The organism is Micropruina sonneratiae (genome assembly GCF_025972045.1).
Classification (GTDB): Bacteria; Actinomycetota; Actinomycetes; order Propionibacteriales; family Propionibacteriaceae; genus Micropruina; species Micropruina sonneratiae.
In genome coordinates, this window is record NZ_JAPDHX010000005.1 from 105,793 (window position 1) to 130,901 (window position 25,109).

At 72.0% G+C, this 25,109-nt stretch carries 23 protein-coding genes and 2 pseudogenes; 17 read left to right on the forward strand and 8 right to left on the reverse strand.

Annotation, left to right across the window (positions count from 1 at the left end):
- Positions 1-678 precede the first annotated feature (678 nt).
- Entirely contained in the window at positions 679-933 is a 255-nt protein-coding gene (locus OIE40_RS13480) for a hypothetical protein (RefSeq protein WP_264703036.1), read from the forward strand.
- On the opposite strand, the gene OIE40_RS13485 is transcribed toward OIE40_RS13480, so the two are convergent.
- Positions 928-1,752 (reverse strand): hypothetical protein, encoded by an 825-nt coding sequence (locus OIE40_RS13485; RefSeq protein ID WP_264703037.1) that lies wholly within the window; start codon positions 1,750-1,752, stop codon positions 928-930. The genes OIE40_RS13480 and OIE40_RS13485 overlap by 6 nt on opposite strands.
- Before the next feature lie 84 nt (positions 1,753-1,836).
- Here OIE40_RS13485 and nadA point away from each other — a divergent pair, with 84 nt between their 5' ends.
- The 6 genes from nadA (at position 1,837) to OIE40_RS13515 (ending at position 8,047) form a co-directional block, all read left to right on the forward strand.
- Entirely contained in the window at positions 1,837-2,823 is a 987-nt protein-coding gene (gene nadA / locus OIE40_RS13490; protein WP_264703039.1) for a quinolinate synthase NadA, read from the forward strand.
- Positions 2,820-4,382 carry an L-aspartate oxidase gene (locus tag OIE40_RS13495; protein ID WP_264703040.1) on the forward strand — a complete coding sequence of 521 codons (1,563 nt, stop codon included), beginning with the start codon at positions 2,820-2,822 and terminating at the stop codon, positions 4,380-4,382. Before nadA ends, OIE40_RS13495 begins: the two co-directional genes overlap by 4 nt.
- The gene (gene nadC / locus OIE40_RS13500; protein WP_264703042.1) at positions 4,379-5,230 is read left to right on the forward strand and encodes a carboxylating nicotinate-nucleotide diphosphorylase; all 852 of its coding nucleotides are present in this window, start codon (positions 4,379-4,381) and stop codon (positions 5,228-5,230) included. The genes OIE40_RS13495 and nadC overlap by 4 nt, the downstream gene beginning before the upstream one ends.
- Before the next feature lie 79 nt (positions 5,231-5,309).
- Positions 5,310-6,437, forward strand: a complete 1,128-nt coding sequence (locus tag OIE40_RS13505) for a 6-phosphofructokinase (RefSeq protein ID WP_264703044.1) — start codon at positions 5,310-5,312, stop codon at positions 6,435-6,437.
- 9 nt (positions 6,438-6,446) lie between these two features.
- Positions 6,447-7,103: a hypothetical protein gene (locus tag OIE40_RS13510; RefSeq protein WP_264703046.1), complete on the forward strand. Its 657-nt coding sequence runs from the start codon at positions 6,447-6,449 to the stop codon at positions 7,101-7,103.
- Positions 7,100-8,047 carry a hypothetical protein gene (locus OIE40_RS13515; protein ID WP_264703048.1) on the forward strand — a complete coding sequence of 316 codons (948 nt, stop codon included), beginning with the start codon at positions 7,100-7,102 and terminating at the stop codon, positions 8,045-8,047. Before OIE40_RS13510 ends, OIE40_RS13515 begins: the two co-directional genes overlap by 4 nt.
- Here the strand turns inward: OIE40_RS13515 and OIE40_RS13520 are convergent.
- From OIE40_RS13520 to OIE40_RS13525, 3 genes and pseudogenes are all read right to left on the reverse strand, one after another.
- The gene (locus OIE40_RS13520; RefSeq protein WP_264703050.1) at positions 8,044-8,247 is read right to left on the reverse strand and encodes a hypothetical protein; all 204 of its coding nucleotides are present in this window, start codon (positions 8,245-8,247) and stop codon (positions 8,044-8,046) included. The two genes, OIE40_RS13515 and OIE40_RS13520, sit on opposite strands and share 4 nt — an antisense overlap.
- 160 nt (positions 8,248-8,407) lie before the next feature.
- Positions 8,408-8,548: pseudogene (locus OIE40_RS17060) on the reverse strand (hypothetical protein); the annotation flags it as partial.
- Between the two features lie 159 nt (positions 8,549-8,707).
- Complete coding sequence (locus OIE40_RS13525) at positions 8,708-9,481, reverse strand: 2,3-bisphosphoglycerate-dependent phosphoglycerate mutase (RefSeq protein WP_264703052.1); 774 nt, start codon at positions 9,479-9,481, stop codon at positions 8,708-8,710.
- Between the two features lie 71 nt (positions 9,482-9,552).
- On the opposite strand from OIE40_RS13525, the gene OIE40_RS13530 reads away from it, so the two are divergent.
- Together OIE40_RS13530 and OIE40_RS13535 are read left to right on the forward strand one after the other, a co-directional pair.
- Positions 9,553-9,765 carry a hypothetical protein gene (locus tag OIE40_RS13530; RefSeq protein ID WP_264703054.1) on the forward strand — a complete coding sequence of 71 codons (213 nt, stop codon included), beginning with the start codon at positions 9,553-9,555 and terminating at the stop codon, positions 9,763-9,765.
- 56 nt (positions 9,766-9,821) lie between these two features.
- Complete coding sequence (locus tag OIE40_RS13535; RefSeq protein WP_264703056.1) at positions 9,822-10,088, forward strand: DUF6457 domain-containing protein; 267 nt, start codon at positions 9,822-9,824, stop codon at positions 10,086-10,088.
- Here the strand turns inward: OIE40_RS13535 and aceB are convergent.
- Both aceB and aceA read right to left on the reverse strand, forming a co-directional pair.
- Positions 10,072-11,796, reverse strand: a complete 1,725-nt coding sequence (aceB, locus tag OIE40_RS13540) for a malate synthase A (RefSeq protein WP_264703058.1) — start codon at positions 11,794-11,796, stop codon at positions 10,072-10,074. The genes OIE40_RS13535 and aceB overlap by 17 nt on opposite strands.
- Positions 11,797-11,830: 34 nt before the next feature.
- A complete protein-coding gene (gene aceA, locus OIE40_RS13545) occupies positions 11,831-13,147 on the reverse strand; it encodes an isocitrate lyase (RefSeq protein ID WP_264703060.1) in 1,317 nt (438 codons plus the stop codon).
- A gap of 212 nt (positions 13,148-13,359) precedes the next feature.
- Here aceA and OIE40_RS13550 point away from each other — a divergent pair, with 212 nt between their 5' ends.
- Positions 13,360-14,817 carry a helix-turn-helix domain-containing protein gene (locus OIE40_RS13550; protein WP_264703062.1) on the forward strand — a complete coding sequence of 486 codons (1,458 nt, stop codon included), beginning with the start codon at positions 13,360-13,362 and terminating at the stop codon, positions 14,815-14,817.
- Between the two features lie 251 nt (positions 14,818-15,068).
- Here OIE40_RS13550 and OIE40_RS17065 read toward each other — a convergent pair.
- Positions 15,069-15,248, reverse strand: a pseudogene (locus OIE40_RS17065) (hypothetical protein); the annotation flags it as partial.
- Positions 15,249-15,606: 358 nt separating this feature from the next.
- Here OIE40_RS17065 and OIE40_RS13555 point away from each other — a divergent pair.
- Positions 15,607-16,266, forward strand: coding sequence for a helix-turn-helix transcriptional regulator (locus tag OIE40_RS13555; protein ID WP_264703063.1), 660 nt, complete (start codon positions 15,607-15,609; stop codon positions 16,264-16,266).
- A gap of 5 nt (positions 16,267-16,271) precedes the next feature.
- Positions 16,272-17,000: a DUF72 domain-containing protein gene (locus OIE40_RS13560; RefSeq protein WP_264703064.1), complete on the forward strand. Its 729-nt coding sequence runs from the start codon at positions 16,272-16,274 to the stop codon at positions 16,998-17,000.
- 14 nt (positions 17,001-17,014) lie between these two features.
- Here OIE40_RS13560 and OIE40_RS13565 read toward each other — a convergent pair whose 3' ends face one another.
- Entirely contained in the window at positions 17,015-17,548 is a 534-nt protein-coding gene (locus tag OIE40_RS13565) for a type 1 glutamine amidotransferase domain-containing protein (RefSeq protein ID WP_264703065.1), read from the reverse strand.
- A gap of 145 nt (positions 17,549-17,693) precedes the next feature.
- On the opposite strand from OIE40_RS13565, the gene OIE40_RS13570 reads away from it, so the two are divergent.
- The 5 genes from OIE40_RS13570 to OIE40_RS13590 are packed head-to-tail and all read left to right on the forward strand — an operon-like array spanning position 17,694 to position 25,104.
- Positions 17,694-18,878 (forward strand): allantoate amidohydrolase, encoded by a 1,185-nt coding sequence (locus OIE40_RS13570; protein ID WP_264703066.1) that lies wholly within the window; start codon positions 17,694-17,696, stop codon positions 18,876-18,878.
- The gene (locus tag OIE40_RS13575; RefSeq protein ID WP_264703068.1) at positions 18,875-19,999 is read left to right on the forward strand and encodes a formimidoylglutamate deiminase; all 1,125 of its coding nucleotides are present in this window, start codon (positions 18,875-18,877) and stop codon (positions 19,997-19,999) included. The genes OIE40_RS13570 and OIE40_RS13575 overlap by 4 nt, the downstream gene beginning before the upstream one ends.
- A 36-nt stretch (positions 20,000-20,035) precedes the next feature.
- Positions 20,036-20,773, forward strand: a complete 738-nt coding sequence (locus tag OIE40_RS13580) for a DinB family protein (RefSeq protein WP_264703070.1) — start codon at positions 20,036-20,038, stop codon at positions 20,771-20,773.
- Positions 20,774-20,831: 58 nt separating this feature from the next.
- Positions 20,832-22,829 (forward strand): cytochrome c oxidase assembly protein, encoded by a 1,998-nt coding sequence (locus tag OIE40_RS13585; protein ID WP_264703072.1) that lies wholly within the window; start codon positions 20,832-20,834, stop codon positions 22,827-22,829.
- Positions 22,819-25,104, forward strand: coding sequence for a heavy metal translocating P-type ATPase (locus OIE40_RS13590; protein WP_264703073.1), 2,286 nt, complete (start codon positions 22,819-22,821; stop codon positions 25,102-25,104). Before OIE40_RS13585 ends, OIE40_RS13590 begins: the two co-directional genes overlap by 11 nt.
- Positions 25,105-25,109: the final 5 nt, after the last annotated feature.

The window sequence follows — 25,109 nt, forward strand, 5'->3', positions numbered from 1 at the left end:
TGGCGAACCTCGGGTGGCGGCTGGTCCCAGCCTGTGGATCAGTTGCACTGATGCGTTCGTTGACTCGCCGTGTAGAGATCCAGGTGGACGAGGAAGCTAATGCTGCGGTCATCAAGTTCGGGCCGAGGTTTCCTTCGCCGCCCGACGTGCGCGACGTCCCCATCGAAATGAATGGAAACGTGATAGGCATCCTCACAACGTCTGTTCAGGGTCAAGTAATTCAGCTTGAACTACTAATGGCAGACCGCCAGTTGGGAGACTTGGTCGACGACGAGTTGGTGCCAGATCGACCACCAGATTCCTGAGCGCGTAGAGGTCAAGGGAATTGAGTCGGTCGGCGACGGGTCCCCGTGCTTCGCTCGTGGCTCGCAATCACGCAACCGTGGCGTCCGGGCCCGGGGTACCGACCTGCCATGAGCGAGCACCGGGTCGAGGCGCTGTCCGAGGCCACCTGGCCGGCGTCCGAGGCGTTGGTGGCCAAGCATCGGCTGGTCGTCCAGGGGCGCACGCACCATGCCCTGGTGATGGATGGCGACGCGGCGGTCGGCTGGTGCGAGTACGGCACGCCCGAGGAACTGCCGCGGATCTACCACCGCAAGGAGTACGAGGAGCGGCATCGAGCCCACCCGGTACCGGCTGCCGTGTTTCTTCGTCGACCGCAACCATCGCCGCCGCGGGGTGGCGACGCTTGCCCTGCAGGGCGCCCTCGACCTGATCGCGGCGGGCGGCGGCGGCACGGTCGAGGGTTACCCGCGGGTGGACGTCGGCGAGAGGAAGATGTCGGCGTCCTTCCTGTTCAGCGGCTCGGTGGGCATGTTCGCCGGCGCGGGCTTCACCCGGGGCCCCGATATCGGTAGGTTCCGCTGCATCATGCGTCGCACCGTCGCGCCCGTGGCCCGACAACGGGAGTCAGGGAGGGCCGGCCGGTCATGAGCCTCGATCGGGACAATTGGGCCGGCAGCGTCCGCTACCGGGCGTCGGACGTCGTCGAACCCCCTCCGAGCCGGCCGCCGGTGAGGGAACGTGCAGCACCTCGTCGAGCTCGGCGTCGTTATCGATGAAGGCCGCCAGGTCTCCGACCTCCCGGCTCCAGGTTGCCAGCTCGTCGGCACTGACCTGGTCGGCGCTGCGCAGGAAGTGCACCAACGCCACCCGCCGCCAGCGCCGGACGAAGGCGTCCGTGCCGGCCAAGTTGTCGAACAGCCGCAGGTACAGCAATCGCGGCACCCGACCGGACGCCCCGGCCGGTTGGGCGGCTGCGGATCCGGGGCGCAGGGCGCCGGCGAAGCGCACGTCGAGCGTCGGCACGGTCGTGGCCAGCGCCCCCCGCACCCGGACGCCGGTCTCGGCCGGCCCGGACGAGGACAGCGTCTCGACCACCGCGGCCGGGCGGGCGGCCAGCACCTGACGCCACGAGGCGATCAGCGTGCCGATCATCAGCAGCATCGTGGTGGCCAGGGCGAACCAGGTCTCGCCCGGCTCGTCGAGCGAGATCCAGCCGGCCCAGGAGGCGTAGCCGAGCAGCCCGAACACCGCGGTGGCGGCCAGCCAGCCGAACAGCCGCAGCACCGCCCAGCCGACGCCGGTGCCGGTCCGGTCGATCAGGTGGCCACCCAACGGCGGCACCTCGACGGCACGCTCGGGGTCGGCCAGCATCCGCTCCCAGCGCCGGGCGACCAGGTGAGCGGTAATCAGCCGGCCCAGGTCGAGCAGGGCCAGCACCGCCTGCACGCCCGGAATCATCAGCAGCACCAGCGCGACCCACCTCGGACGTCGATTTGTCGCGGCTTTTGCTCAGCTGTAGCATAAGAGTGTCGAACCGAGGAGGAGCCTCCCATGAGCACCACCCTGATCACCGTCGACGACCTGTACCGCAGGGTCGATCACGTCGTACCCGCCGTCGAGTGGGCGACCATGACCGACGACGTGAATGCGATCCTCGAGCTCAAGCGGCAGCGCAACGCCGTGATCCTGGCGCACAACTACATGACGCCCGAGATCTTCCACGGCGTCTCCGACATCGTCGGCGACTCGCTCGCCCTGGCCCGTGAGGCCACCGCGGTCGAGGCGGACGTGATCGTGCTCGCCGGCGTCCACTTCATGGCCGAGACCACCAAGCTGCTCAACCCGGCCAAGACGGTACTGATCCCCGACCTGCGCGCCGGCTGCTCGCTGGCCGAGTCGATCACGGCCGCCGACGTGCGCGACCTGCGCCAGCTGCACCCCGGCGTCCCGGTCGTCACCTACGTGAACACCTCGGCGGCGGTGAAGGCCGAGAGCGACATCTGCTGCACGTCGGGCAACGCCGTGCAGGTCATCGAGAGCCTGGGGGTGCCCGAGGTGATCATGATCCCCGACCAGTACCTCGCCGCGAACATCGCCCGGCAGACGGGGGTGAAGGTCATTACCCACCCGGGCGCCTGCGAGGTGCACGAACGGTTCGCCGCCGCCGACATCCGGCAGGTGCGCGCCGACCACCCCGACGGCGTGGTCGTGCTGGCCCACCCCGAGTGCCCGCCAGAGGTCGTCGACGAGGCGGACTTCTCCGGGTCGACCGCGCAGATGCTGACCTTCGTCGGCACCCACCGGCCCAAGCGGCTGGCGCTGATCACCGAATGCTCGATGAGCGACAACATCGCCCAGGAGTTCCCCGAACTCGACTTCGTCCGGCCCTGCAACCTGTGCCCGCACATGAAGCGCAACACGCTGGCGAAGATCCGGCGCGCACTGGAGACGATGACCCACGAGGTCACCATCGACGCCGACGTCGCCGACCGGGCCCGCGCCGCGGTCGAGGCGATGCTCGCGGTGGGTGCGCGATGACCCGCCGCGAACTGGACGCCGGCGGCCCGGTCATCGTCGGCGCCGGACTGGCAGGGCTGAGTTGCGCCATCGAGTTCGCCCCCGCGCACTGCCTCGTGCTGTCGGCCGGGGCGATCAGCGCGGGCACCTCGACCGGCTGGGCCCAGGGCGGGCTCGCCGCCGCGGTCGGCGCGGACGACTCACCGGCCCTGCATGCGGCCGACACGATGGCCGCCGGGGCCGGGTTGTGCGACGAGGCCACCGTCGCGGCGATCACCGCCGCCGCCCCGCACGCCGTCGACTGGCTCGCCGGCCAGGGCGTGCGCTGGGACCGGCACCCAGACGGCTCGGTGAAGCTCGGCCTGGAGGGCGCCCACCAACGGCGCCGGATCGTCCACGCGGGCGGCGACGGCACGGGCGCGGAACTGCTGCGCGCCGTGGTCGAGAGGGCCCGCACACTGAGGTCGATCACCCTGTGGGAGCACGCTCGGGCCACCCGCATCGTAGTAGAGGACGGCCGGGTGACCGGCGTCGAGGCTGACACCCCGGCAGGCGCGGTGCTGCTGCGCACGCCGGCGGTCGTGCTGGCCACCGGCGGCGTCGGAGGCTTGTTCAGCCACACCACCAACCCGCTGGGCTCCCGCGGGCAGGGACTGGCGCTGGCCTTCCGGGCCGGGGCGGTGCTGCGCGACCTGGAGTTGGTGCAGTTCCACCCCACCGCCCTCGACGTGGCGCTCGACCCGATGCCGCTGGTCAGCGAAGCGGTTCGTGGCGAGGGCGCGATCCTGGTCGACGAACGCGGCGAACGGGTGTTGGCCGACCCGCTGGCGGCACGCGACGTGGTCTCGCGCGCCGCATGGGCGCGGTTGCGGGCCGGCCACCGGGTCTTCCTCGACGCCCGGCGTGCCCCCGGCGCCACGTTCGCCGAGCTGTTCCCGTCGATCGCGGCCACGGCGCGGGCGGCCGGGCTAGACCCGGCCAGGGACCTGCTGCCGGTGCGCCCCGCCGCGCACTACCACATGGGTGGGGTGCTGGTGGACGCCGACGGCCGCTCGACGGTCTCGGGCCTGTTCGCCGCCGGCGAGGTGGCGTCCACCGGCCTGCACGGAGCGAACCGGCTGGCGTCCAACTCGCTGCTGGAGGCGGTGGTGTGCGGACGCCGGGTGGCCCGGACGCTGGCCGTCGGCCGGCCCGCCGGACCCACACCCCGGCGCCCCGGCCCGATCGACCGGCCTGCCGGACCGGTCGCGCCCGACCGGCGAGGCGACGGGCTGCGGTGGATCCGCGACACGGTCAGCGAGGGCGTCGGCGTGCTGCGTGACGGTGAGGGGCTGCGCCGCACCCTGGCCGCGCTCGGCGACCTGGCCGTGGCGGGCGGCGAGGCGACGACGCCCACGGCGCGGGACGACGCCGCGCTGGTCGGCTACCTGATCGCGCTGGCCGCCCTGCAACGCACCGAGTCGCGGGGCGGCCACACCCGCACCGACTTCCCGGGCACCGACACCGCACCTGCGCACACCCTGCTGTCGCAGGCCAGCCTCGAGCGGGCGTCCGCCACACCGGCGGGGGTGCCCGCATGAGGAGCCTGCCCCGCATCGTGCTCGAGCCGGTCGTCCGCACGGCCCTGCTGGAAGACCTGGGCCGAGCCGGCGACCTGACCACCGACAGCATCGTCCCCGCCGGCGCGACCGCCACCGTGCAGCTCGTCTCCCGGGACGCCGGGGTCGTCGCCGGCCTGCCGGCCGCACTCCTGGCCTGGGAGCTGGTCGACCCGACAATCGCCGTCGAGGTGCACCTGCCGGACGGCTCGCGGGTCGCGCCCGGCAGCGTGATCGCCACGGCGTCCGGGCCGGCCCGCGGGCTGCTGACCGGCGAGCGGGTGGCGCTGAACCTCCTGGGGCACCTGTCGGGGGTGGCCACCAGCACCGCCGCCATCGCCGACGTGATCGCCCACACCGGCGCGAAGGTGGCCGACACCCGCAAGACCATTCCGGGCCTGCGGGCGCTGCAGAAGTACGCCGTGACCTGCGGCGGCGGATCGAACCACCGCTTCGGGTTGGACGACGCGGTGCTGATCAAGGACAACCACATCGCCGTCGCCGGCGGCGTCCGGCAGGCCGTCGAGGCGGCCCGGGCGCACATCGGCCACCTGGTGAAGGTCGAGGTCGAGGTCGACTCGCTGTCGATGCTGGCCGAACTGCTCGAGGTCGGTGCCGATGTGGTGCTCCTGGACAACTTCACCCCGGCGCAGCTGCGCGAGGCGGTGACGATGGTCGACGGTGCGATGGTCACCGAGGCGTCCGGGCGGATCACGCCGGAGACCGCCGTGCCGATCGCCGAGGCCGGTGTCGACCTGATCAGCGTCGGCTGGCTGACCCACAGCGCCCGCGTCCTCGACATCGGCCTGGATCACCTGTCAAGCACCTGACCAGCGGTGATGTCACCCAGCGGTAACCGATTCGCGGCAGACTACGTCCCGGGTCCGTAACCGATGCAGGAGGACAGCGATGAGCAGCACGAAACGAGTGGGCATCCTCACCGCCGGCGGTGACAGCCCCGCCCTGAACGCCACCATCCGCGGCTTCGGCAAGTCGGCGATCGGGGAGTACGGCATGGAACTGATCGGGTTCCGCGACGGCGTCACGGGCCTGGTCGAGAACCGCTACGCGACGCTCGACGGCAAGGCGCTGTCCGGCATCCTCACCGTCGGCGGCACGATCCTGGGCACGTCGCGCGACAAGGTGCACAAGTTCCCCACCGCCGACGGTCCGGTCGACATGGTGCCGACCGTGGTGCAGAACTACGAGAAGGACAAGCTCGACGCGCTGATCATGCTCGGCGGCGGCGGCACCGCCAAGAACGCGAACCGCCTGGTCGAGGCCGGTCTGAACGTCATCCACCTGCCCAAGACCATCGACAACGACATCGCCCTGACCGACACCACCTTCGGTTTCGCGACGGCGCTGGAGATCGCCACCGAGGCGATCGACCGGCTGCATTCGACGGCGCACAGCCATCACCGGATCATCCTCACCGAGATCATGGGGCACCGGGCCGGCTGGCTGACGCTGGGCGCAGGGATCGCCGGCGGCGCCGACATCATCCTGCTGCCGGAGATCCCCTACACGGTCGAGAGCGTCGCCGACACGATCAAGGAACGCACCAGGCGCGGCTCCACCTTCTCGGTGGTCGCCGTCGCCGAGGGTGCCCGCGACGTGGGCGACACCGCCGACTACGAGGCGGCGCAGTTGCTGGTGAGAAACGCCAAGACGCCCGAGGCGCAGCGCGCCGCCCGCACCCACCTGGCCAACGTCGAGAACGCCCAGCGCGAGCACACGTTCAAGCTGGCCAAGGAGCTCGAGGCTGCCACCGGCCTGGAGGCCCGGGTGACGATCCTCGGCTACGTGCAGCGCGGCGGAACGCCGTCGGCGGCGGACCGGCTGCTGGCCACCCGGCTGGGCACCGCGGCGGCCGACCTGGTCGCCGACGGCGAGTTCGGGGTGATGGTGGCGGCCCGTGGCGATGGCACCCAGCCCGTCCCGCTCAAGGAGGTGGCGGGCAAGGTGAAACTCGTGCCCGCCGACCACGAGTGGATCACCGCGGCCCGCAAGGTGGGCACCGGTCTGGGCGACTAGTCTGCCGCCGTGGACCAGATCGGCCGATACTTCGCCGGGCTGTTCGAACTGGTCGGACGCGCCTACCGGCTCGACCCGGTGGCGCTGGCCTGGGTGCGGGACCAGCCGCACGCCATCGGACTGGCGGTCGGGGTCGCACTGCTCGCGGGCATCTCGATCATGTGCGGGCAGGCCGTGGTGCTGCTGGTGAACCGGATGGCGGGGTGGAAGTTCGGCGTCGGGCTGCTGTTCAGCGGCATCTGGCTGGTGTTGCTGCACGTGGTGGAGTCCGTGGCGTTGTGGGCGCTGGGCAACTGGTTCAGTGCGACGCACGTCAGCTACGTCACCGTGCTCAGCGGGGTGCTGGTCTCGATGGCTCCGCAGATCTGGGGATTCCTGGCCCTGATGCCCTACCTGGGCACGGCGATCAGCCGCTTCCTGTCCGCGTGGAGCGCGGTGGTGCTGTGGGCCGTCACGGCCGGCACCTTCGACGTCGGTCGCTGGCCCGCGCTGGGGCTCGTGGCGGCGTCCTGGCTGGTGATGCAGCTGCTGTCGACGCTGGCCGCACCGTGGATCTCGACGGGCCTCTCGGCACTGTTCGAACGGGTGGCGGGACGCCCCTTCTGGGTGTCCGGCGCCGACGTGCTGAACGGTCGCCCGCTGATCACCGAGGAGGTGCACGCGTGATCCTGGCCGACCTGCTGGTGCTGATCGGGGCCTTCGCGGTGGCCGGCATGCTGCTCGCACCCTTGGAGTCGCTGCACTGGTGGGCGACGCGCGGTATCGAGGAGGTCGAGCTCGGCCCGGCGCCCAGCTCGCTCGAGCTGGCGGCCTCCCGGCCCGACGACGGGGGGCCGCGCAAGTTCGTCGTCTACCTGTCGGGCATCGGCGCCATCGGCGCCCAGGACGTCCCGCAGGAGGAGGTGCCGTTCATCGCCGACCTGCGCGACCGGCTGTCCGGCTACCGGGTCATCGACGACGTGTTCCCCTACGCCGTCGACAACCGCTCGCTGACCGGCGAGCGGCTGCTCGGATGGCTGTGGCGGCAACTCGAGCAGGCCCGGCTGAAGAACCCCAACACGCTGTTGGCGACGCTGATCAACATCCGCAACCTGATGCAGCTGTTCGTCTGCGCCGACCGCCGCTACGGACCCACCTACAACATGGGGATGGCGAAGGAGATCCACCGTTCCCTGGTCCGGCACGGGCACGCCCCCGGCAGTCCCGACGAGGTGGTGCTGCTCGGCTGGAGCGGCGGCGGCCAGATCGCCCTCGGCGCGATCTGGTATCTGCACGCGATGGGGCTGCGCTGTTCACTGCTGTCGCTGGGCGGCATGCTGTCCGACGACATCGCCCTGGCCCGCACCGAACACCTGTGGCACCTGTACGGCTCGAAGGACTTCCTGCAGGCCTCCGGCCAAGTGCTGTTCGCGGGCCGCTGGCCCATCTCGAAGGCCTCGCCGTGGAACGAGGCCCTGCGCGACGACAAGATCACCTTCATCGACCTGGGCCCGTACAACCACAACGTGAAACAGCACTACTTCGACTACGAATCGACCCTGCCCGACGGCAGGACCTACGCCGGCAAGGTGGTCGACACGATCGCGGAGGTGCTGGGCCCTCGGGACTAGCCCGGATGCCGGCCGTCCACCGGCGGCCTGACCACCAGTACGGCGACGATCGCGATCATGATCACCGCGGTCAGCGTGATCGGCACCGGGATGAGCGGGAGCGCGCCCACCGGCAGCACCGTGTTCACCACGGCGTCCGCATGGTCGCGGATGGCGACCCACCAGATGCCCAGCACGAACACCGCGATCGGCACCGTCACGGTGAAGGTGGGGGTGCCACGGCGTGTAGCCCCGCCTCTCGGCGGCGACGGGCACCGCGATCTCGGCCAGGATCAGCACCGACAGCACCCAGTTCTGCACCGCCGGCTGCAGCAGCAGCATCACCAGCCACAACACCTGGACGACGGCGATGCCGGCCGCCAGCGCGAGCACGCCAGCCATCTGGACGATCGTCAGCACCCGGTACAGCCAGTCGTCGGTGTCGAACGAGGTGGCGAACCAGGTCGAAGAACAACTCGAGGCTGGTAGCCGCGCGGTGGGACTCCGGCGGGTCGCGGGCAGGCATCGGACGCAGACGCCAGCGGGCGTCCGTCACGGGGGGGGCTGCTCACCGGGCCTCCGGAACTGGGTCACGCGTAGGACGCAGGCATCCCCGCACCCCGGCGACCTCCCGCCCCGGTGTCCCAGCGGCAGATCGGGCGTGTCCCTGCCGGACGCCGCTCAGGTGCCGCCCTCGCGCGCCACCCGCCGCGCGGCCGGCAATGCCGTCCACGGATCCAGATAGGACGCCGTGGCCGGCACCGGGCGGCCGGCGTCATCCACCGCGTAGCGCAGCGGTTCGCCCGGCGGCAGGTTCAGGGCGTGCAGGGCGGCCGCGTCCAGCCCCTCGGCGACCCCGATCAGGGCGCGCAGCGAGTTGCCGTGCCCGACCACCAGCAGCGAACGGCCCGCCAGCAGGGTCGAGGCGATCCGCTCGGCGACCGGCCTCACCCGCCGCATCACATCGGCCAACGATTCGGTGGCCGCGACCGCCTCGGCCGGGCAGCCGGCGAAGGCCGGCTGCGCGCGCAGCCGGCTCAGCGCGGCGGCAGTCAGCGGCGGCGGGGTGCCCTCCAGCGACCGCCGCCAGTGCACGAACGCCTCGGTGCCGTACTCGGCCAGCACCGCGGCCTTGGTACGCCCGGTGAGGGCGCCGTAGCTGCGCTCGGCCAACCGGCAATCGATCTCGACGGGGGGCTGCCCGGCCAGCGCCTCCGCCGCGAGATCGGCGGTGGCCCGGGCACGGGTCATCGGTGAGGTCAGCAGCAGGTCCACCCGGTGCCCGGCGTCGTTGATCAGCGCCGCGGCCCGCCGCGACTGCCGCTGCCCCAGCGGGGTGAGCCCGACGTCCAGCGAGCCGGTGAACAGGCCGGCGGCGTTGGCAGTGCTCTCCCCGTGCCGCAGCAGGAACAACTCCCCCGGCACCATGTCCCCTTCCGCGCCGCCGACCACCATGCGGCTGCCAAGGTACAGCGACGACCGCACGATGACGCCGGGCGATCACGCCGACGCGTTCCCCCCGCGCGGTGATCGGGTCCTTCCACGAGCCGGCGTCGCCGACCAGTGCCCACCCGGGGCCGTACGGACGCCGCAGCCGGCCGGGCAGGCCGGTGACCGTCCTGGCGGAGCTGCCGGAGGCGGAGCGGCTGATCGCCGAGACCGCACGGGCGGCCGCGCTGCTCCTGGCCCGCGGCCCACGTGAGGCGCTGGCCGGCGCCGTGGAGTCGGTGTCGGCCTGAGCCGCGCCACCCGGGGGCTGGCAGACTGAACCGGACGCCGACGACAGGAGGCTCCGATGCCGGCGCACGACCCGGAACTGATGCAGCGGATGCGCGACTGGCTGGCCGCGGCGTCCGAGGCTGCGGGCATCGAACCCGCGTTGATCGACACCCTCGAGCAGCCACTGTTGCGGCTCACGGCGAAGGTGGCGCACGGCGCCGCCCGCCCCGCCGCACCGCTGACCGCCTTCCTGGTCGGCGTGGCGGCCGGCCGAGGGGCCGACCCGTTGGAGTTATCCGAACGGCTCGGCCGCCTCGCCCAGGAGTTCAGCGAGTCGGAGTGACCCGCCCCACCAGGTGGTGGGTATAGCCGTACAGCGTCACGAACGACGGGAACTCCGCCGCCAGGCAGCCCTGTTCGAGGATCCCCCGGGCCGCCGTGACCTGCCGGTGCTGCTCGGCGGGCGTCTGGTCGAGGAGCCGCTCCACCTCCTCCTCGAGCATCGAGGCGACCAGTTCGGCGGTGATCGTGACCCCGCCGGGAGTGGTCACCCGGTGCCGGATCCACTGCCACAGCTGCATTCGGGAGATCTCGACCGTGGCGGCGTCCTCCATCAGGCCCTCGATCGCCACCGCGCCCTGCCCACCGACCCACGCGGCCAGGTAGGCCAGCGGCACCCGCAGGTTTGTCCGGACGCCGGACAGGGTGACGATGCGCTCGACACCGCTGAGGTCGGCCAGCTGCTCGGCGGTGACCGCGACATCGGGACGCTGCCGGTCGAGCTGGTTGGGCCGTCCGGCCAGCGCATCGTCGAACACCGCGGTGCAGGTCGCGACCAGCCCGGGATGCGCGACCCAGGAGCCGTCGAACCCGTCGGCGGCCTCTCGTGCCTTGTCGGAGCGGGTCTTGTCGAGGGCCGTTGCGGTGGCCTCCGGATCGGCCCCGCTGGGCACGAAGGCGGCCATGCCGCCGATCGCGTGCGCGCCGCGCTCGTGGCAGGTCTTCACCAGCAACTCGGTGTAGGCCCGCATGAACGGAACGGTCATCGTGACCCGGTCGCGGTTGGGCAGCACCATCGAGGCGTCCTGGGCGTGGTTCTTGATGAACGAGAAGATGTAGTCCCACCGGCCGGCGTTCAGCCCGGCGCTGTACTCACGCAGCTCGTACAGGATCTCGGTCATCTCGAAGGCCGCCGGGAACGTCTCCAGCAGGCAGGTGGCGCGGATGGTGCCGGGCGCGATGCCCAACCGCGCCTCGGCCCAGGCGAACACGTCGTGCCACAGCCGCGCCTCGAAACGGGACTGCAGCTTGGGCAGGTAGAAGTACGGCCCGCGGCCGCGGGCGATCAACTCCGCGGCGTTGTGGAAGAAGTACAGGCCGAAGTCGACGAACGCGCCGGGGATGCCCTGGCCGTCCAACAGCAGGTGCTTCTCGGTCAGATGCCAGCCGCGTGGCCGGACCATGATCGTCGCCGTCGTCTCGTTCAGCGCATAGCTCTTGCCGTCGGGCGTGCTGAAGTCGATCTGCCGACGGATCGCGTCGAACAGGTTCAGCTGTCCTTCGACGACGTTCGCCCAGGTCGGCGCGGTGGCGTCCTCGAAATCCGCCATCCACACCCGGGCACCCGAGTTCAGCGCGTTGATCGTCATCCGCCTGGTCGGCGGGCCGGTGATCTCGCAGCGCCGGTCCTCCAGGCCGGGCGCCGGCGGCGCCACCCGCCAGGTCGTTTCGTCGCGTATCCCGGCGGTCTCGGTCGGAAAGTCGAAGTTCTGGCCGTACCGGCGGGCGTCCTTGCGCTGCTGCAGCAGCTCGGCGCGGCGTCCGGCGAACTGCTGGTGCAGTCCGCAGACGAACTCCAGCGCCTCGGTGGTCAGGATCTCGTCGTAGCGGGCGCCGGACGCCCCCGCGACCTGCAGCCGGCTGCTCAGCCGGCGGGGTGAGATCGGCGACGTCGGGTAGCCGGCGGCCGCCGGCTCGGAGCGGGGCCGGGCCGTCGCCGGGGGTGCCGGCGGCGTCGTCGGGGGCTGGCTGCTGACGGTGTCGGTGGTCATGATCGGGTCTCCTCGATGAGTCGGTGCGGGTGGGTCAGGGGTGGAACTGTTCGGCCTCGGTCGAGCCGGCCAGGGCGGTGGTGGCGCTGTTCGGGTTGAGCGCGGTGGCCACCTTGTCGAAGTAGCCGGTGCCCACCTCGGCTTGGTGCCGGGTCGCGGTGTAGCCGTGCCGCTCGTCGGCGAACTCGGCCTGCTGCAGGGCGACGTAGGCGGGCATGCCACGCTCGGCGTAGCCGCGGGCCAGGGTGAACATCGAGTGGTTCAGGGCGTGGAAGCCGGCCAGGGTGATGAACTGGAAGCGGTAGCCGAGTTCGCCCAGGCTGTCCTGGAACTCGGCGATCTGGCGCTCGTCCAGGGCCGCGGACCAGTTGAACGACGGCGAGCAGTTGTAGGCCAGCATCTTGCCGGGGAACTCGCGGTGCAATTCGGTCGCGAACTCCCTGGCCAGGCCGAGGTCGGGCGTCCCGGTCTCGACCCAGATCAGGTCGGCGTAGGGGGCGTAGGCCTTGGCCCGCGCCAGCACCGGCTCGATGCCGGTGCGCACCCGGAAGAAGCCCTCGGTGGTGCGTTCGCCGATGCAGAACTGCCGGTCCGTCGGGTCGACGTCCGAGGTGAGCAGGTCGGCGGCCAGGGCGTCGGTGCGGGCGATCACGATCGTCTCGGTGCCGAGCACGTCGGCGGCCAGCCGGGCGGCGTTGAGGGTGCGGACGTGCTGCGCGGTCGGGATCAGCACCTTGCCGCCCAGGTGGCCGCACTTCTTCTCCGAGCTCAGCTGGTCCTCCCAGTGGACGCCGGCCGCACCGGCCGCGATCATCTGCTTCATCAGCTCGAACGCGTTCAGCGGGCCGCCGAAACCGGCTTCGGCGTCGGCGACGATCGGAGCGATCCGGGCGCCCGGCTCGCCGTCGCGCTCCCCTTCGGCCCAGGCGATCTGGTCGGCGCGCAGCATGGCGTTGTTCAGCCGCCGCACCACCGTCGGCACCGAGTTGGCCGGGTACAGGCTCTGGTCGGGGTAGGTGTGGCCCGAGAGGTTCGCATCGGCCGCGACCTGCCAGCCCGACAGGTAGATCGCCTCCAGCCCCGCCTTGACCTGCTGCACGGCCTGGTTGCCGGTCAGCGCGCCAAGCGAGCGGACGAACGGCCGGTGCTGCAGCAGGTGCCACAGCCGGGCGGCCCCATGCCTGGCCAGGGTGTGCTCCTCGACCAGCGAGCCGCGCAGCCGCACCACGTCGGCCGCGGTGTACGACCGGGCGATGCCGGCCCAGCGCGGGTTGGTGGCCCAGTCGCGCAGCAGCTGCTGCTCGGGGGTGGCGGTGTGCTCGGCGGTGGCCGGGTTCGCGGTCGTGGTCATCGGAACTCCTTCGTCGGGACCGGGTGGTGACGACAACTGTGCAGCGAGAGCACGCCGGCGGAACCCATCCGGAATCGTCAAGATCGCTGATTCTTGATGGCGGCCACCCCTTGACCGGATCTGCACGAACCGCGTGCAATCGGTGCATGCCCACGAAAGCTGCCCGCGCAGCGTCAAGTTCAAAGGAACTTGACGCCCCGCCGATCACCCGGTTGATCGCCCGGACGGAACCCCCGCAGCGTCGGGGACCCGCCGCGGGACCCGATCCGCTGGCCGTCGGCAAGCGCGTCCGGCACCGCCGCAAGGCGGCCGGACTCACCCTGGACACTCTGGGCGCGCGGGTCGGGGTGTCGGCGTCCGCCCTGTCGCTGATCGAGACCGGCCGCCGGGAGGCGAAGGTGTCGGTCCTGGCCGGCATCGCCGACGTCCTGGGCTGCACGCTGGCCGACCTGCTGGACGACGCGCCGCCGAGCCGGCGTGCCGCCCTGGAGCTGCAGCTCGAACGAGCCCAGCAGTCGCCGGCGTTCGCGGCGCTCGGCGTCCAGCCCGTGCGGACCGGACCGCGGCTGCCGATGGACGCCCTGGAGTCGCTGGTGGCGCTGCACGGGCAGGTGCGCAGCCTGAGCATCGAGCGGGACGGGACGCCCGAGTACGCCCGCCGCGCCAACGCCGGCCTGCGCCGACGGATGCTGGCCGCCGACAACCACTTCCCGGCGATCGAGTCGCTGGCCGACGACCTGCTGACCGGCATCGACCACGACGGCGGCCCGCTGACCTGGCACAACGTCCGGGCGATCGCCGCCCGGCTCGGCTTCACCCTGCAGTCGGCGCCCGACCTGCCGCGCTCGACCCGCTCGATCATCGACCGCACCCGGCGCCGGGTGTTCCTGCCCAGCGCCGAGGCGGCCACCCTGCGCACCGTCGCGCTGTCGGCGCTGGGACACGTCGTGCTCGAACACCGGCCGCCCGGCGACTACGCCGAGTTCCTGGCGCAGCGGGTCGAGGTGAACTACTTCGCCGCGGCCGTGCTGGTGCCGCAGCGCTGGGCGGTGCCGCTGCTGCAGGAGGCCCGCAGGGCCCGCGACCTGGAGATCGCCGACCTGCGCGACCGGTACCTGACCTCGTACGAGATGGCCGCGCACCGGTTCACCAACCTGGCCACGGTGCATCTGGACATTCCGGTGCACTTCATGAAGATCAACGCCTCCGGGGTGATCCAGAAGGCGTACGCCAACGACGGGGTCGCGTTCCCCAGCGACGCCACCGGGGCGATCGAGGGGCAACGGGTGTGCCGGTACTGGACTGCGCGGGCGGTCTTCGACCAACCCGACTGGACGGAGCCGTACCAGCAGTACACCGACACCCCCTCGGGCACGTTCTGGTGCACCGCCCTGGCCGAGCACGTCGACGGGGATGCCCACTCGGTCTCGGTCGGCACTCCCTACGAACACGTGCGCTGGTTCCGCGGCCGCGACACCCCGCACCGCTCGGCATCCCGCTGCCCCGATCCCGCCTGCTGCACCGAGCCGTCCGCCGAGCTGGCCCAACGCTGGCGGGACGCCTGGCCCAGCTCCCGGGTGCATTCGGCGCTGCTGGCGAGCCTGCCGGCCGGAGAGTTCGCCGGAATCGATCGCACCGAGGTGACGGCCTTCCTGGAGAGGCAGCCGTGAGCGGCGGGAGTCGCCGATGCACGTGACGGTGACCGGTTCGGGTCCGACGGTGCTGCTGCACGGGGGCGGCGTGAGCGGCTGGCTGTGGGGCCCGACGCTGGCCCGGCGACGCTGGTTCGCCACCCTGCAGGCCCGGCAGCTGGGTGTGCCGGACGATCTGCTCGAGGCCTACGTCGCGGAGAGCCTGACGATCTTCGGCCGGGACCTGCTCGCCGCGACCGGTCGGGGTGCCGCTGCAGCGGGGCCAGGTAGGCGGCCAGCACCGGCAGCAGCGAGCCCATCAGGAAGCCGCCCCCGGACAGCAACGCTTCGGTCCTGGCGGCCCGGTGGGTGGCCACCTCACGGATTCCGTGCTCGAGTTCGAGCTGGGCCGACAGGGCGTCCGCGGCGGAGAGCTCGTCGGCCACCCTTTTGGCCGTCTCGGCGCTGACCCCCTTGGCGACGAATCACTCGGCCAGCTCGGCGATCTCCCCCTGCGGGGTCAGTTCGAGCAGCCGCTTCTCCTGCGCCGCCAGGTGCCCCGGCCAGGCCGAGACCCCTTCCCGCAACGGCGATGATCCCGTTGTTGATCTCCGTGACCCGCGCCCGGATATCGGCCGGATGGAGCCGATCCCACCACCCGAAGCGCACGGACATGGACGGAGAGTAGTGCCCGGTGTGAATGGGCCGGGAGTGGGTATGTACAGTCCTCGACGGCTCCGGTGCCACGACAGTGTTCCGGGGTGTGACCCTTCATCCTTTGTTGCGAATGCACTCAACCTTTTAGGTGGTGCGTGGCACACTGTGCAGGTGCTGAACAGAAACCCCATCCGAATCGCACTGATCGATGACTACGAGGTTGTCGTCGCCGGTCTCCTGCACATGTTCGCCAACTACGCCGACCGGGTGGAGGTGGTGAAGCCGACCCCCGGCGGAGGCTTCCGGCACCCGGTCGACATCGCCCTCTACGACAGTTTCGGGCGGCATTCGGTCGACGCCCCCACGTTGCAGCGGTTGTTGAGCGACCCCATGGTCGACCGCGTCGTGGTCTACACGTGGAACTTCCAGCGGGCCCTGGTCGAACGGACCATCGGCGACGGGGCGTCGGGGTACCTGTCGAAGAGCCTGACCGCGCGCGAACTGGTCGACGCGATCGAGCAGATCCACGCCGGGCGGGCGGTGATCAGCCCGGCACCCAAGGCGACGAACCCGACCGGCGGCAACTGGCCCGGCCGCGAGGAGGGGCTGTCCTACCGCGAGAGCGAGGTGATCGCGCTGATAACCGAGGGCCTGTCCAACGCCGAGATCGCACAGAGCATGTTCCTCAGCCCCAACTCGGTGAAGAGCTACATCCGCTCCGCGTACCGCAAGATCGGTGTTCTTCGGCGCTCGCAGGCCGTCTCGTGGGGCATGCGGCACGGTTTCGCCTCCGACTACGTCCGGCCCCAGCCGGCCGTCGTGCCAGCCTGAGACGGGTGACTGCCTGGATCGGCACCTCGGGGTGGAGTTACGACCATTGGGACGGCGTCCTCTATTCGCCCGGCACACCGTCGCGCGACCGGTTGGCGCGCTACACCGCCGAGTTCCGCACCGTCGAGTTGAACGCGTCCTTCTATCGCTGGCCGAAGACCGCCACCTTCGCCTCGTGGCAACGCCGGCTGCCAGAGGGCTTCCGGCTCACGGTCAAGGCGCCGCGTGGTCTCACCCACAGCAAGCGGCTGCTGCACCCCGACCAGTGGGTGCAGTGGATCCAACGCGACTGGCACGCGCTGTTCGACAAGCGCGGCGTCCTGCTGGTGCAGCTGCCGCCGGGCATGGCGCGCGACGACGACCGCCTCGACTACTTCCTCAGTCGGCTGCCGTGGTGGGTTCCGGTGGCGGTCGAGTTCAGGCACGACTCGTGGCTCCACGAGGACGTGTTCGCCCTGCTCGAGCGGCAGGGGGCGGCCTACGTGGTGATGTCGGGAGCGCACCTGCCGTGCGTGCTGCGCGCGACCGCGCCGTTCGCCTACGTGCGACTGCACGGGCCCGACCACGACTGGCTGTACGGCGGTTCGTACTCCCACGCCGACCTGCACTGGTGGGCGGACAGGATAGGCGAGTGGCGCAGCCAGGGCCGTGACGTCTACGCCTACTTCAACAACGACGGCGACGGCAACGCGGTGCGCAACGCCCGGACGTTGCGGGCGTTCCTGGGCCAATAGACCCAGGAACCGCCTCAGCCGAGCGCCTTGACCAGGGCGGCGTTGAAGGCGGGTAGGTCGTCGGGGTTACGGCTGGTGATCAGGTTGCCGTCGACCACGACCTCCTGATCGACCCAGTCGCCGCCCGCGTTACGGATGTCGGTACGCAGGCTGGGCCACGAGGTCAGCTTCTTGCCCCGCAGCACCTCAGCCTCGACGAGCGTCCACGGCGCGTGGCAGATCGCCGCCACCGGCTTGCCCGAGCCCACGAAGTCGCGAACGAAGGAGACGGCGTCGTCGTCGGTGCGCAGCGCGTCGGGGTTCGCCACCCCGCCGGGCAGTACCAGGGCCGCGTAGTCGCCGACGCTGGCGTCGGCCACAACGACGTCCACCGGCCGGGTGTCGGCCTTGTCGAGGTGCTCGAACAGCTGCACCGTGCCGTCGTTGGGAGAGATCAGCACTGGTTGATAGCCGGCGTCGGCGACGGCCTGCCACGGGTCGACGAGCTCGGCGGACTCGATGCCCTCGGCGGCGACCAGGAAGGCGACCTTCTGTTGCGTGGTGTTCACCACTCCAGTCTGCGACCCGCGGCCCGTCTCCAACACACCCGCAGGGACCCAGCCGCAGGGTCTCGGATGCCAGACCCGTCAGATCCGGCGGTGGTGGCCGCGCGACGAGCACCGTTTGCTGGAAGCACCCCGCGAAAGGAGCCTCATGCCCACCGCCAACCAGTTGCTCGAGGACATCGCGCACGTCGGGCGCGACACGGACGACGGCTATCACCGAATGCCCTGGACGCCCGAGGTGGCGCAGCTGCGGGAGTGGTTCGCGGGTGAGGCGCAGGTCAGGGGCCTGGAGGTCGTCGAGGACGGCAACGGCAATCAACTCGCCTGGTGGGGGTCGGGTTCGGACGCCCTGCTGCTCGGGTCGCACCTGGATTCGGTGCGTGGTGGCGGCGCCTACGACGGCCCGCTCGGCATCGTCAGCGCGTTCGCGGCGATCGACGACCTGCACGCCAAGGGGTTCGCGCCGCGGCGTCCGATCGTGGTGGCGAACTTCACCGACGAGGAGGGGGCCCGGTTCGGGCTGGCCTGCCTGGGCTCGCGGTTGGCGACCGGTGCGATCACCGCCGAGAAGGCGCTGGCGTTGCTCGACGACGACGGCACCAGCCTGGCCGAGGCGATGCGCCGGCACGGGCGCGCCCCCGAGGCGGCCGGTCCAGCCGAGTGGCTGCGCGACATCGGCGCCTTCGTCGAACTGCACGTCGAACAGGGCCGTTGGCTCGCCGACGGGTCCGCCGCGGTCGGGGTGGCCTCGGCGATCTGGCCGCACGGCAGGTACCGGTTCGACTTCACCGGCCAGGGCAACCACGCCGGCACCACGGCGATGGGCGACCGGCGCGACCCGATGCTCGGCTACGCCGCGACGGTGCTGGCCGCCGCGAGCCTCGCCGAACGGACGGGTCAACGCGCGACGTTCGGGCGCGTCCAGGTGCTGCCCGGCAGCACCAACGCCATTCCGTCGGCGGTCCGGGCATGGCTGGACGCTCGCGCCGACAGCGAACCCGCCCTCGACTCACTGGTGGCGGCGATCCTCACCGAAGCCGAGCAGGCGGCAGCACGGCACGGCACCGGCGTGGTGTTCACCTCAGAGTCGGTCACCGCCGCGGTGGCCTTCGACGAGGTCCTGCGCGACCGGCTCGCAGGGCTGCTGGAGGCCCCGGTGCTGCCCACCGGCGCGGGTCACGACGCCGGCATCCTGTCGGCGCACGTGCCGACCGCGATGCTGTTCGTCCGCAACCCGACCGGCATCTCGCACGCACCCGAGGAGTTCGCCGACGAGGCGGACTGCACCGCCGGGGTGGACGCCCTGGTGCGGGTCGTCGAGGAGTTGGCGTGAGCACGCATCCCGGGTTCGCGAACTGCCACTCGCACCTGTTCCACCGAGCCTTGCGTGGCCGTCTCGCCGGCGGCAGCACCTTCTGGGGCTGGCGCGACGGCATGTACGCGGTGGCCGGCGTGCTCGACCCCGAGCTGTGGTTCCGGCTCGCCCGGGCCACGTTCGCCGAGATGCGGCTGGCCGGCTATACCAGCGTCGGGGAGTTCCACTATCTGCACCACGCCCCGGGCGGCGTGGGCTACGACGACGGCAACGCGCTCGGCTCCGCCGCGATCGAGGCGGCCAGGTCGGTGGGGCTGCGGATCTGCCTGCTGGACGCCTGCTACCTGCGGACCGGACTGGCCGGCGAGCAGCCGTCGCCGGTGCAGCAGCGCTTCTTCGACCCCGACGCCGAGGTCTGGGCGGCCCGGCTGCACGACCTCGCTGCCCGCTACGCGGGCGATGCCGGCGTGGTGGTCGGGGCTGCGATCCATTCGGTGCGGGCCGTCGACCCCGACTCGCTGGCCACGGTGGCGTCGGCCCTGCCGCGGGCGCCGCTGCACGTGCACGTCTCCGAGCAGCCCGCCGAGAACGAGGCGTGCCTGGCGGCCACCGGCCGCACCCCGGTCGCGCTGCTCGCCGACGCGGGGGTGTGGACGCCACGCACGACCGCCGTGCACGCCACCCACCTGACCGGCGACGACATCGCCACCCTCGGCGCCGCGGGGGCGTTCGTCTGCTTCTGCCCCACGACCGAGGCAGAGCTCGCCGACGGCATCGGCCCCAGCGTCGCGCTGCGCGAGGCCGGCGCGCGGATCACCCTCGGGTCGGACTCCAACACCGTCATCGACGGCTTCGCCGAGGCCCGCGGCCTGGCCATGAACGAACGGCTGGCCACCGGCACCCGCGACGGCTGGACGCCCGCGCAGCTGTGGCGGGCGGCGTCCGCCGACGGCACCGCGTCGCTCGGCTTCACCGACCCCGGCACGTTCACCCTGGTGGAATCGGTGCGCACGGCCGGTGCGCCCGAACCGCTGTGGGCGGCATCCGCCGCCGACGTGTTGCCGCCGGACGGCCTCGACCCCGATCAGGTGCGCGCCGAGTTGGCCGCCGCGGTCGACGAGGTGTGGGCCAGGGTCTGAGCACAAACTGTCGGACCCGGCGTCGATGATGGGGCGATGACCACCTATTCGGGCACGAAGGAGTTCGAAGGAGCAACCTTCGAACGCGTCAGTTTCCAGGGCGCCACGATGCGCTTCTCCGACGTCAGCGGCGTGACGATGCGCAGCGTCGACGTCGGCGGCCTCGACATCGACAGCCACGACCTGTTCTTCGGCAGCCTGTTCGTCAACGGGGTCGACGTCGTCCCGCTGGTCGACGCCGAACTGAACCGGCTGTTCCCGGGGCGCGAGCTGCAGAAGGCGCAGACGCCCGAGGGCCTGCGCGAGGGCTGGGTGGCGGTGCAGGCCGCCTGGCAGGTCACCGTCGACGACACGCCCCGAGAGCTGGTCGCCGCCCACGTCCCCGACGAGTGGTCGCTGGCGCAGACGCTGCGGCACCTCATCCTCGCCACCGACGCCTGGCTGCGCGGGGGCATCCTGGGCATCGAGCAGCCGTTGCACGAGATCGGCCTGATCTTCACCGGTGCCGACCGGATGGGGTTCGACATGTCGATCTTCCGCGTCGACGATCCTGGCTACGACGAGGTGCTGGCCGTCCGGGCGCAGCGGCAGCAACTCGTGACCGACTTCCTGGCCACCGTCACCCCCGACCAGCTCGCCGAAGAACGGCGCAACCCGTGGGGCGGCGGCGGCGACGACTGGCGGCCCACGGTCGGCGACTGCCTCCGCGTCATCCTCGAAGAGGAGTGGGCCCACCTGCGCTACATCCGTCGCGACCTGGCCCTGCTGCGCTGACGGTCCGGGGCGGACGGCCCTGCCCGGCCCGCGGGCAGGGCCTAGGCTGACAAGCGTCATGATCAGCGACCTCCAAACGCGGCCGGCCCGCTACGCGCCGCCCACCCGTGCGTGGGTGGCGACCGTCGCGCTGTGCCTCGCGTTGGCCCTCGCCCAGACCGCCGCCTACACGGCCGTTCTGGCCGGTCTGCCGGCGTTGCCCGGGCGCCCCACCGCCGACCTGGCCACCGGCGTCGCCTCGCTGGTCGGCGGCCTGGTCGGACGCCTCGCGAGCGCCGCCGCGCTCGGCCTGCTGGCGGCCTTCGTCGCCTTCATGCCCCGCGGCGACGCCCCGGTGGACGCCGGCGCGGCCCTGATGCGCTGGACGGTCCGGGCGGGCCAGTGGTGGCTGGTCGCGGCCGTGCTGATGACCTTCGCCAGCCCCACCTTCGTGGCCGGAGTGCCGATCGGGCTGGCGTTCGGCCCGGCGGCCTGGTGGACCTTCGTCGCGAGCACCCCGACCGCGTTGGCCTGGCTGGCCTCCGCGGCGTCCGCCCTGCTGACCCTGGTGGTCGCCTACCGCGGCGGTGGTCGCGGTGCGGCGGCCGCCGCCTGGCTGGCCGGCGCCGGGGCCACCGTGTTCGTGGCCGTGACCGGCAACGTGTCGGTCGGCCTCGACCACGACTGGGCGACCGACGCGATGAGCCTGGCGAGCATCGCCGGCGCGCTGGTCGGCTCGGCCGCGATCGGCGTCCTCGCGGCCACGCTGGCCGGCGTCGAACCGGACGCCGGGCTGGCCCGCTACCGGCGGACCGGCGGCCTGCTGGCCGTGCTGGTCGTCGGCTACCTGGTGGTCGCCTGGCAGCAGCTGGCGGGGACCTCCCCATTCGACGTCGCCTTCGGGCTTCCCGTGCTGATCGGCGTCGGCAGCCTCGCGGCGCTGGTTGTGTCGGCGGTCGTGCGGGCCGTCGTCCGCCCGGTCCGGCTGCGGCTGGTGACCGTGCTGCTCGACGTGGCGCTGCTGATCGTCGCCGTCACCAGCCTGAACGCCGCCGAGCACCTGCCGCCCCCGCGGTTCTCGGTGCCGCAGTCGATCCAGATCAACTACCTCGGCTACGAGGTGATCGATCCGCCAACGGCGGCACGGGTTGCCGGCCTGGGCCGCCCCAATCTCCTGTGGGTGACGATCGTGGTGACCGGGCTGGCGCTGTACGCGATCGGCGTCCTGCGGGCCCGCCGGCTCGGCACCCGCTGGCCGGTCGGCCGGATCGCCTTCGTCGTCGCCGGTCTGGGGCTCACCGGCTACCTGGCCGTCAGCGGCCTGTGGGAGTACAGCACGGCGGCGTTCAGCTGGCACATGCTCGTGCACATGACGATCAACATGCTCATCCCGCTGCTGTGCGTGTTGGGCGCACCGATCGCGTTGCTGCGGGCGGCGTCCCGGCCGCGCGCCGCCGACGAACTGGCCGGGCCGGCCCACCTGCTCGACGACCTCGCGAGCGCCCCGCTGGTGCGGGTGCTGACCAGCGCCCCGGCGGTCTGGGCGTTGTACGTGTTCTCGCTGTTCCTGGTGTACTTCAGCCCGCTCTTCCCGTGGCTGATGCGGTACCACTGGGGCCATCAGGCGATGTTGCTGTACTTCATGGGCACAGGCTTCGCGTTCTTCAACATGCTGCTGTCGCCCGCCGAACACGGCGGCCGGCTGCCGTACGTGCTCCGGTTCGCGCTGCTGATCAGCGTGATGCCGTTCCACGCCATGTTCGCCGTCGGCATCATGATGAGCGCCGGGGTGATCGGTGAGCAGTTCTACGGCACGCTGGCGATGCCGTGGGTGCCCGACCTGCTCGCCGACCAGAACATCGCCGGGCAGATCACCTGGTTCACCGGCGAGGTGCCCGCGTTCATCGCGGTGGTGATGCTGGCCGCGCAGTGGTTCCGGTCGGACAGCCGGGCCGCCGCCGCCGCGGACCGGCGGGCCGAGGTCGAGGGCGACGACGAACTCTCCGCCTACAACGACATGCTGGCCGAACTGGCGGCCCGGGACGCCTCGCCCCACAGGTGGCGCGATGTCGACTGAGACCAGGCCGCCGGCCCAGTCGGCCGGCCAGCCGGACGCGCTCGGCGAACGGGTCGAGCTCGACGTCGCCGGCATGACCTGCGCCGCCTGCGCCAACCGGATCGAACGCAAACTGAACAAGCTGGACGGCGCGCGTGCCACCGTCAACTACGCCACCGAGCGCGCCATCGTGCTGGGCTGGCCACCGCAACGGGCCGGCGAGCTGATCGAGACGGTCCGCGCGGCCGGCTACGACGCCAGCGAGGTGCGCCCGGACGCCGACGACCAGCCCGACGGACGCGCCGACCGGGTCCGGATGCTGCGCAACCGGTTGATCGTGGCGGCGCTGATCACCGTCCCGCTCGGGGACGCCGCGCTGGTGCTGGCGCTGGCGCCGCAGCTGCGCTTCCCCGGCTGGGAGTGGGTGCTGATCGTCGGTGCGCTACCGGTGGTGCTGTGGTGCGCGTGGCCGTTCCACAAGGCGGCATGGCGCAACCTGCGACACGGCACCACCAGCATGGACACGCTGGTCTCGCTGGGGGTGCTGGCCTCGTTCACCTGGTCGGTAATCGCCACGGTGTTGAGCGTGCCTGGCGAGCCGTCGTTCTGGCTGGGCTACGGCACCGCGCCGGGTGGCGCGGACAGTCTCTACCTCGAGGCGGCGGCGGCCGTCACGACCTTCCTGCTGGCCGGACGGTACGTCGAGGCCCGCTCGAAACGTTCCGCCCGCGGCGTGCTCGACGCGATCGGACGCCTCGCCCCCAGCACCGTGCGGGTGCTGCGCGACGGCGTCGAAACCGAGCTGCCGGTCGGTGAGCTCGCCAAGGGCGACCGCTTCGTGGTGCGGCCCGGTGAGCGGATCGCCACCGACGGCGTCGTCGTGGCCGGGGCGTCCGCGATCGACAGCGCGGCCATGACCGGCGAGGCAGAACCGGTCGAGGTGACCGCCGGCAGCAGGGTGCTGGCCGGCACCACCAACACCACCGGCGCTCTGGTGGTCGAGGCGCAACGGATCGGTGCGCACACCCAGCTCGCGCAACTCGCCGTGCTCGCCGAGCAGGCGCAGGCCCGCAAGGCGTCCGTGCAGACGCTGGTCGACAAGGCGGTGGCGGTGTTCGTGCCGGCCGTGCTGGTGATCGCCGCGGCCACCCTGACCGGCTGGCTGGTGGCCGGCGGCGGCTTCCGGCACGCGTTCGGCGCGGCCATGTCGGTGCTGATCATCGCCTGCCCGTGCGCGCTCGGCCTGGCCACCCCGACCGCGCTGCTGGTCGGGGTGGGACGCGGCGGCCAGCTCGGCATCCTGATCAAGGGACCGGACGCGCTGGAGGCGTCCGGCCGCATCGACACCGTCGTGCTGGACAAGACGGGCACGCTCACCACAGGCCGGCTGAGGCTCGTGGAGGCTGTCGGCGTCGACGGGGAGGCGCCCGACCGGCTGCTGCGTCTGGCCGCAGCGGTCGAGACCGACTCCGAACACCCGGTCGCTGCTGCGGTGGTGGCCGCGGCCGACGAGCGGGGACTGGCGCGGCCCCGTCCCGACGACGTCCGGGCGCTGCCCGGCGGCGGGGTCGAGGGCACCGTCACCGACGACGGCCGCACCCATCGGGTGCTGATCGGCACCCCCGAACTGCTCCGCGAGCGGCTCGGCGAGGTGCCGCCGGACGCCGTCACGGCCGTCGAGGCGGCCGCCCAGCAGGGCCTCGGCGCCGTCCTGGTCGCGGTCGACGGCGTCGTGCGTGGCCGGCTGGAACTGGCCGACACGCTCAAGGCCTCGGCCGGCGGCGCCGTCCAGCGGCTGCGCCGGCTGGGGTTGCGCACCGTGCTGCTCAGCGGCGACCGGCAGGCCGTGGCCGACCGGGTCGGCGAGCAGGTGGGCGTCGACGAGGTGATCGCCGGGGTGCTGCCGGCGGCGAAGGCCGAGGCGATCGAGGCGCTGCAGGCCCAGGGCCGGCGGGTCGCCATGGTGGGCGACGGCATCAACGACGCCGCGGCGCTGGCGACCGCGAACCTGGGCCTGGCCGTGGTCAACGGCACCGACGTGGCGCTGAAGTCGGCCGATATCATCCTCGTGCGTCGCAGCCTGGACGCGGTGCCCGACGCGATCCAGCTCAGCCGGCGCACCCTGGGCACGATCCGCGGCAACCTGGTGTGGGCGTTCGGCTACAACGTGGCGGCGATCCCGTTGGCCGCGGCCGGGCTGCTGAACCCGCTGATCGCCGGGCTGGCGATGTCGCTGTCCAGCGTGTTCGTGGTGGGCAACTCGATGCGGTTGCGGCGGTTCCGCCCGGGCGGCTGACCCGG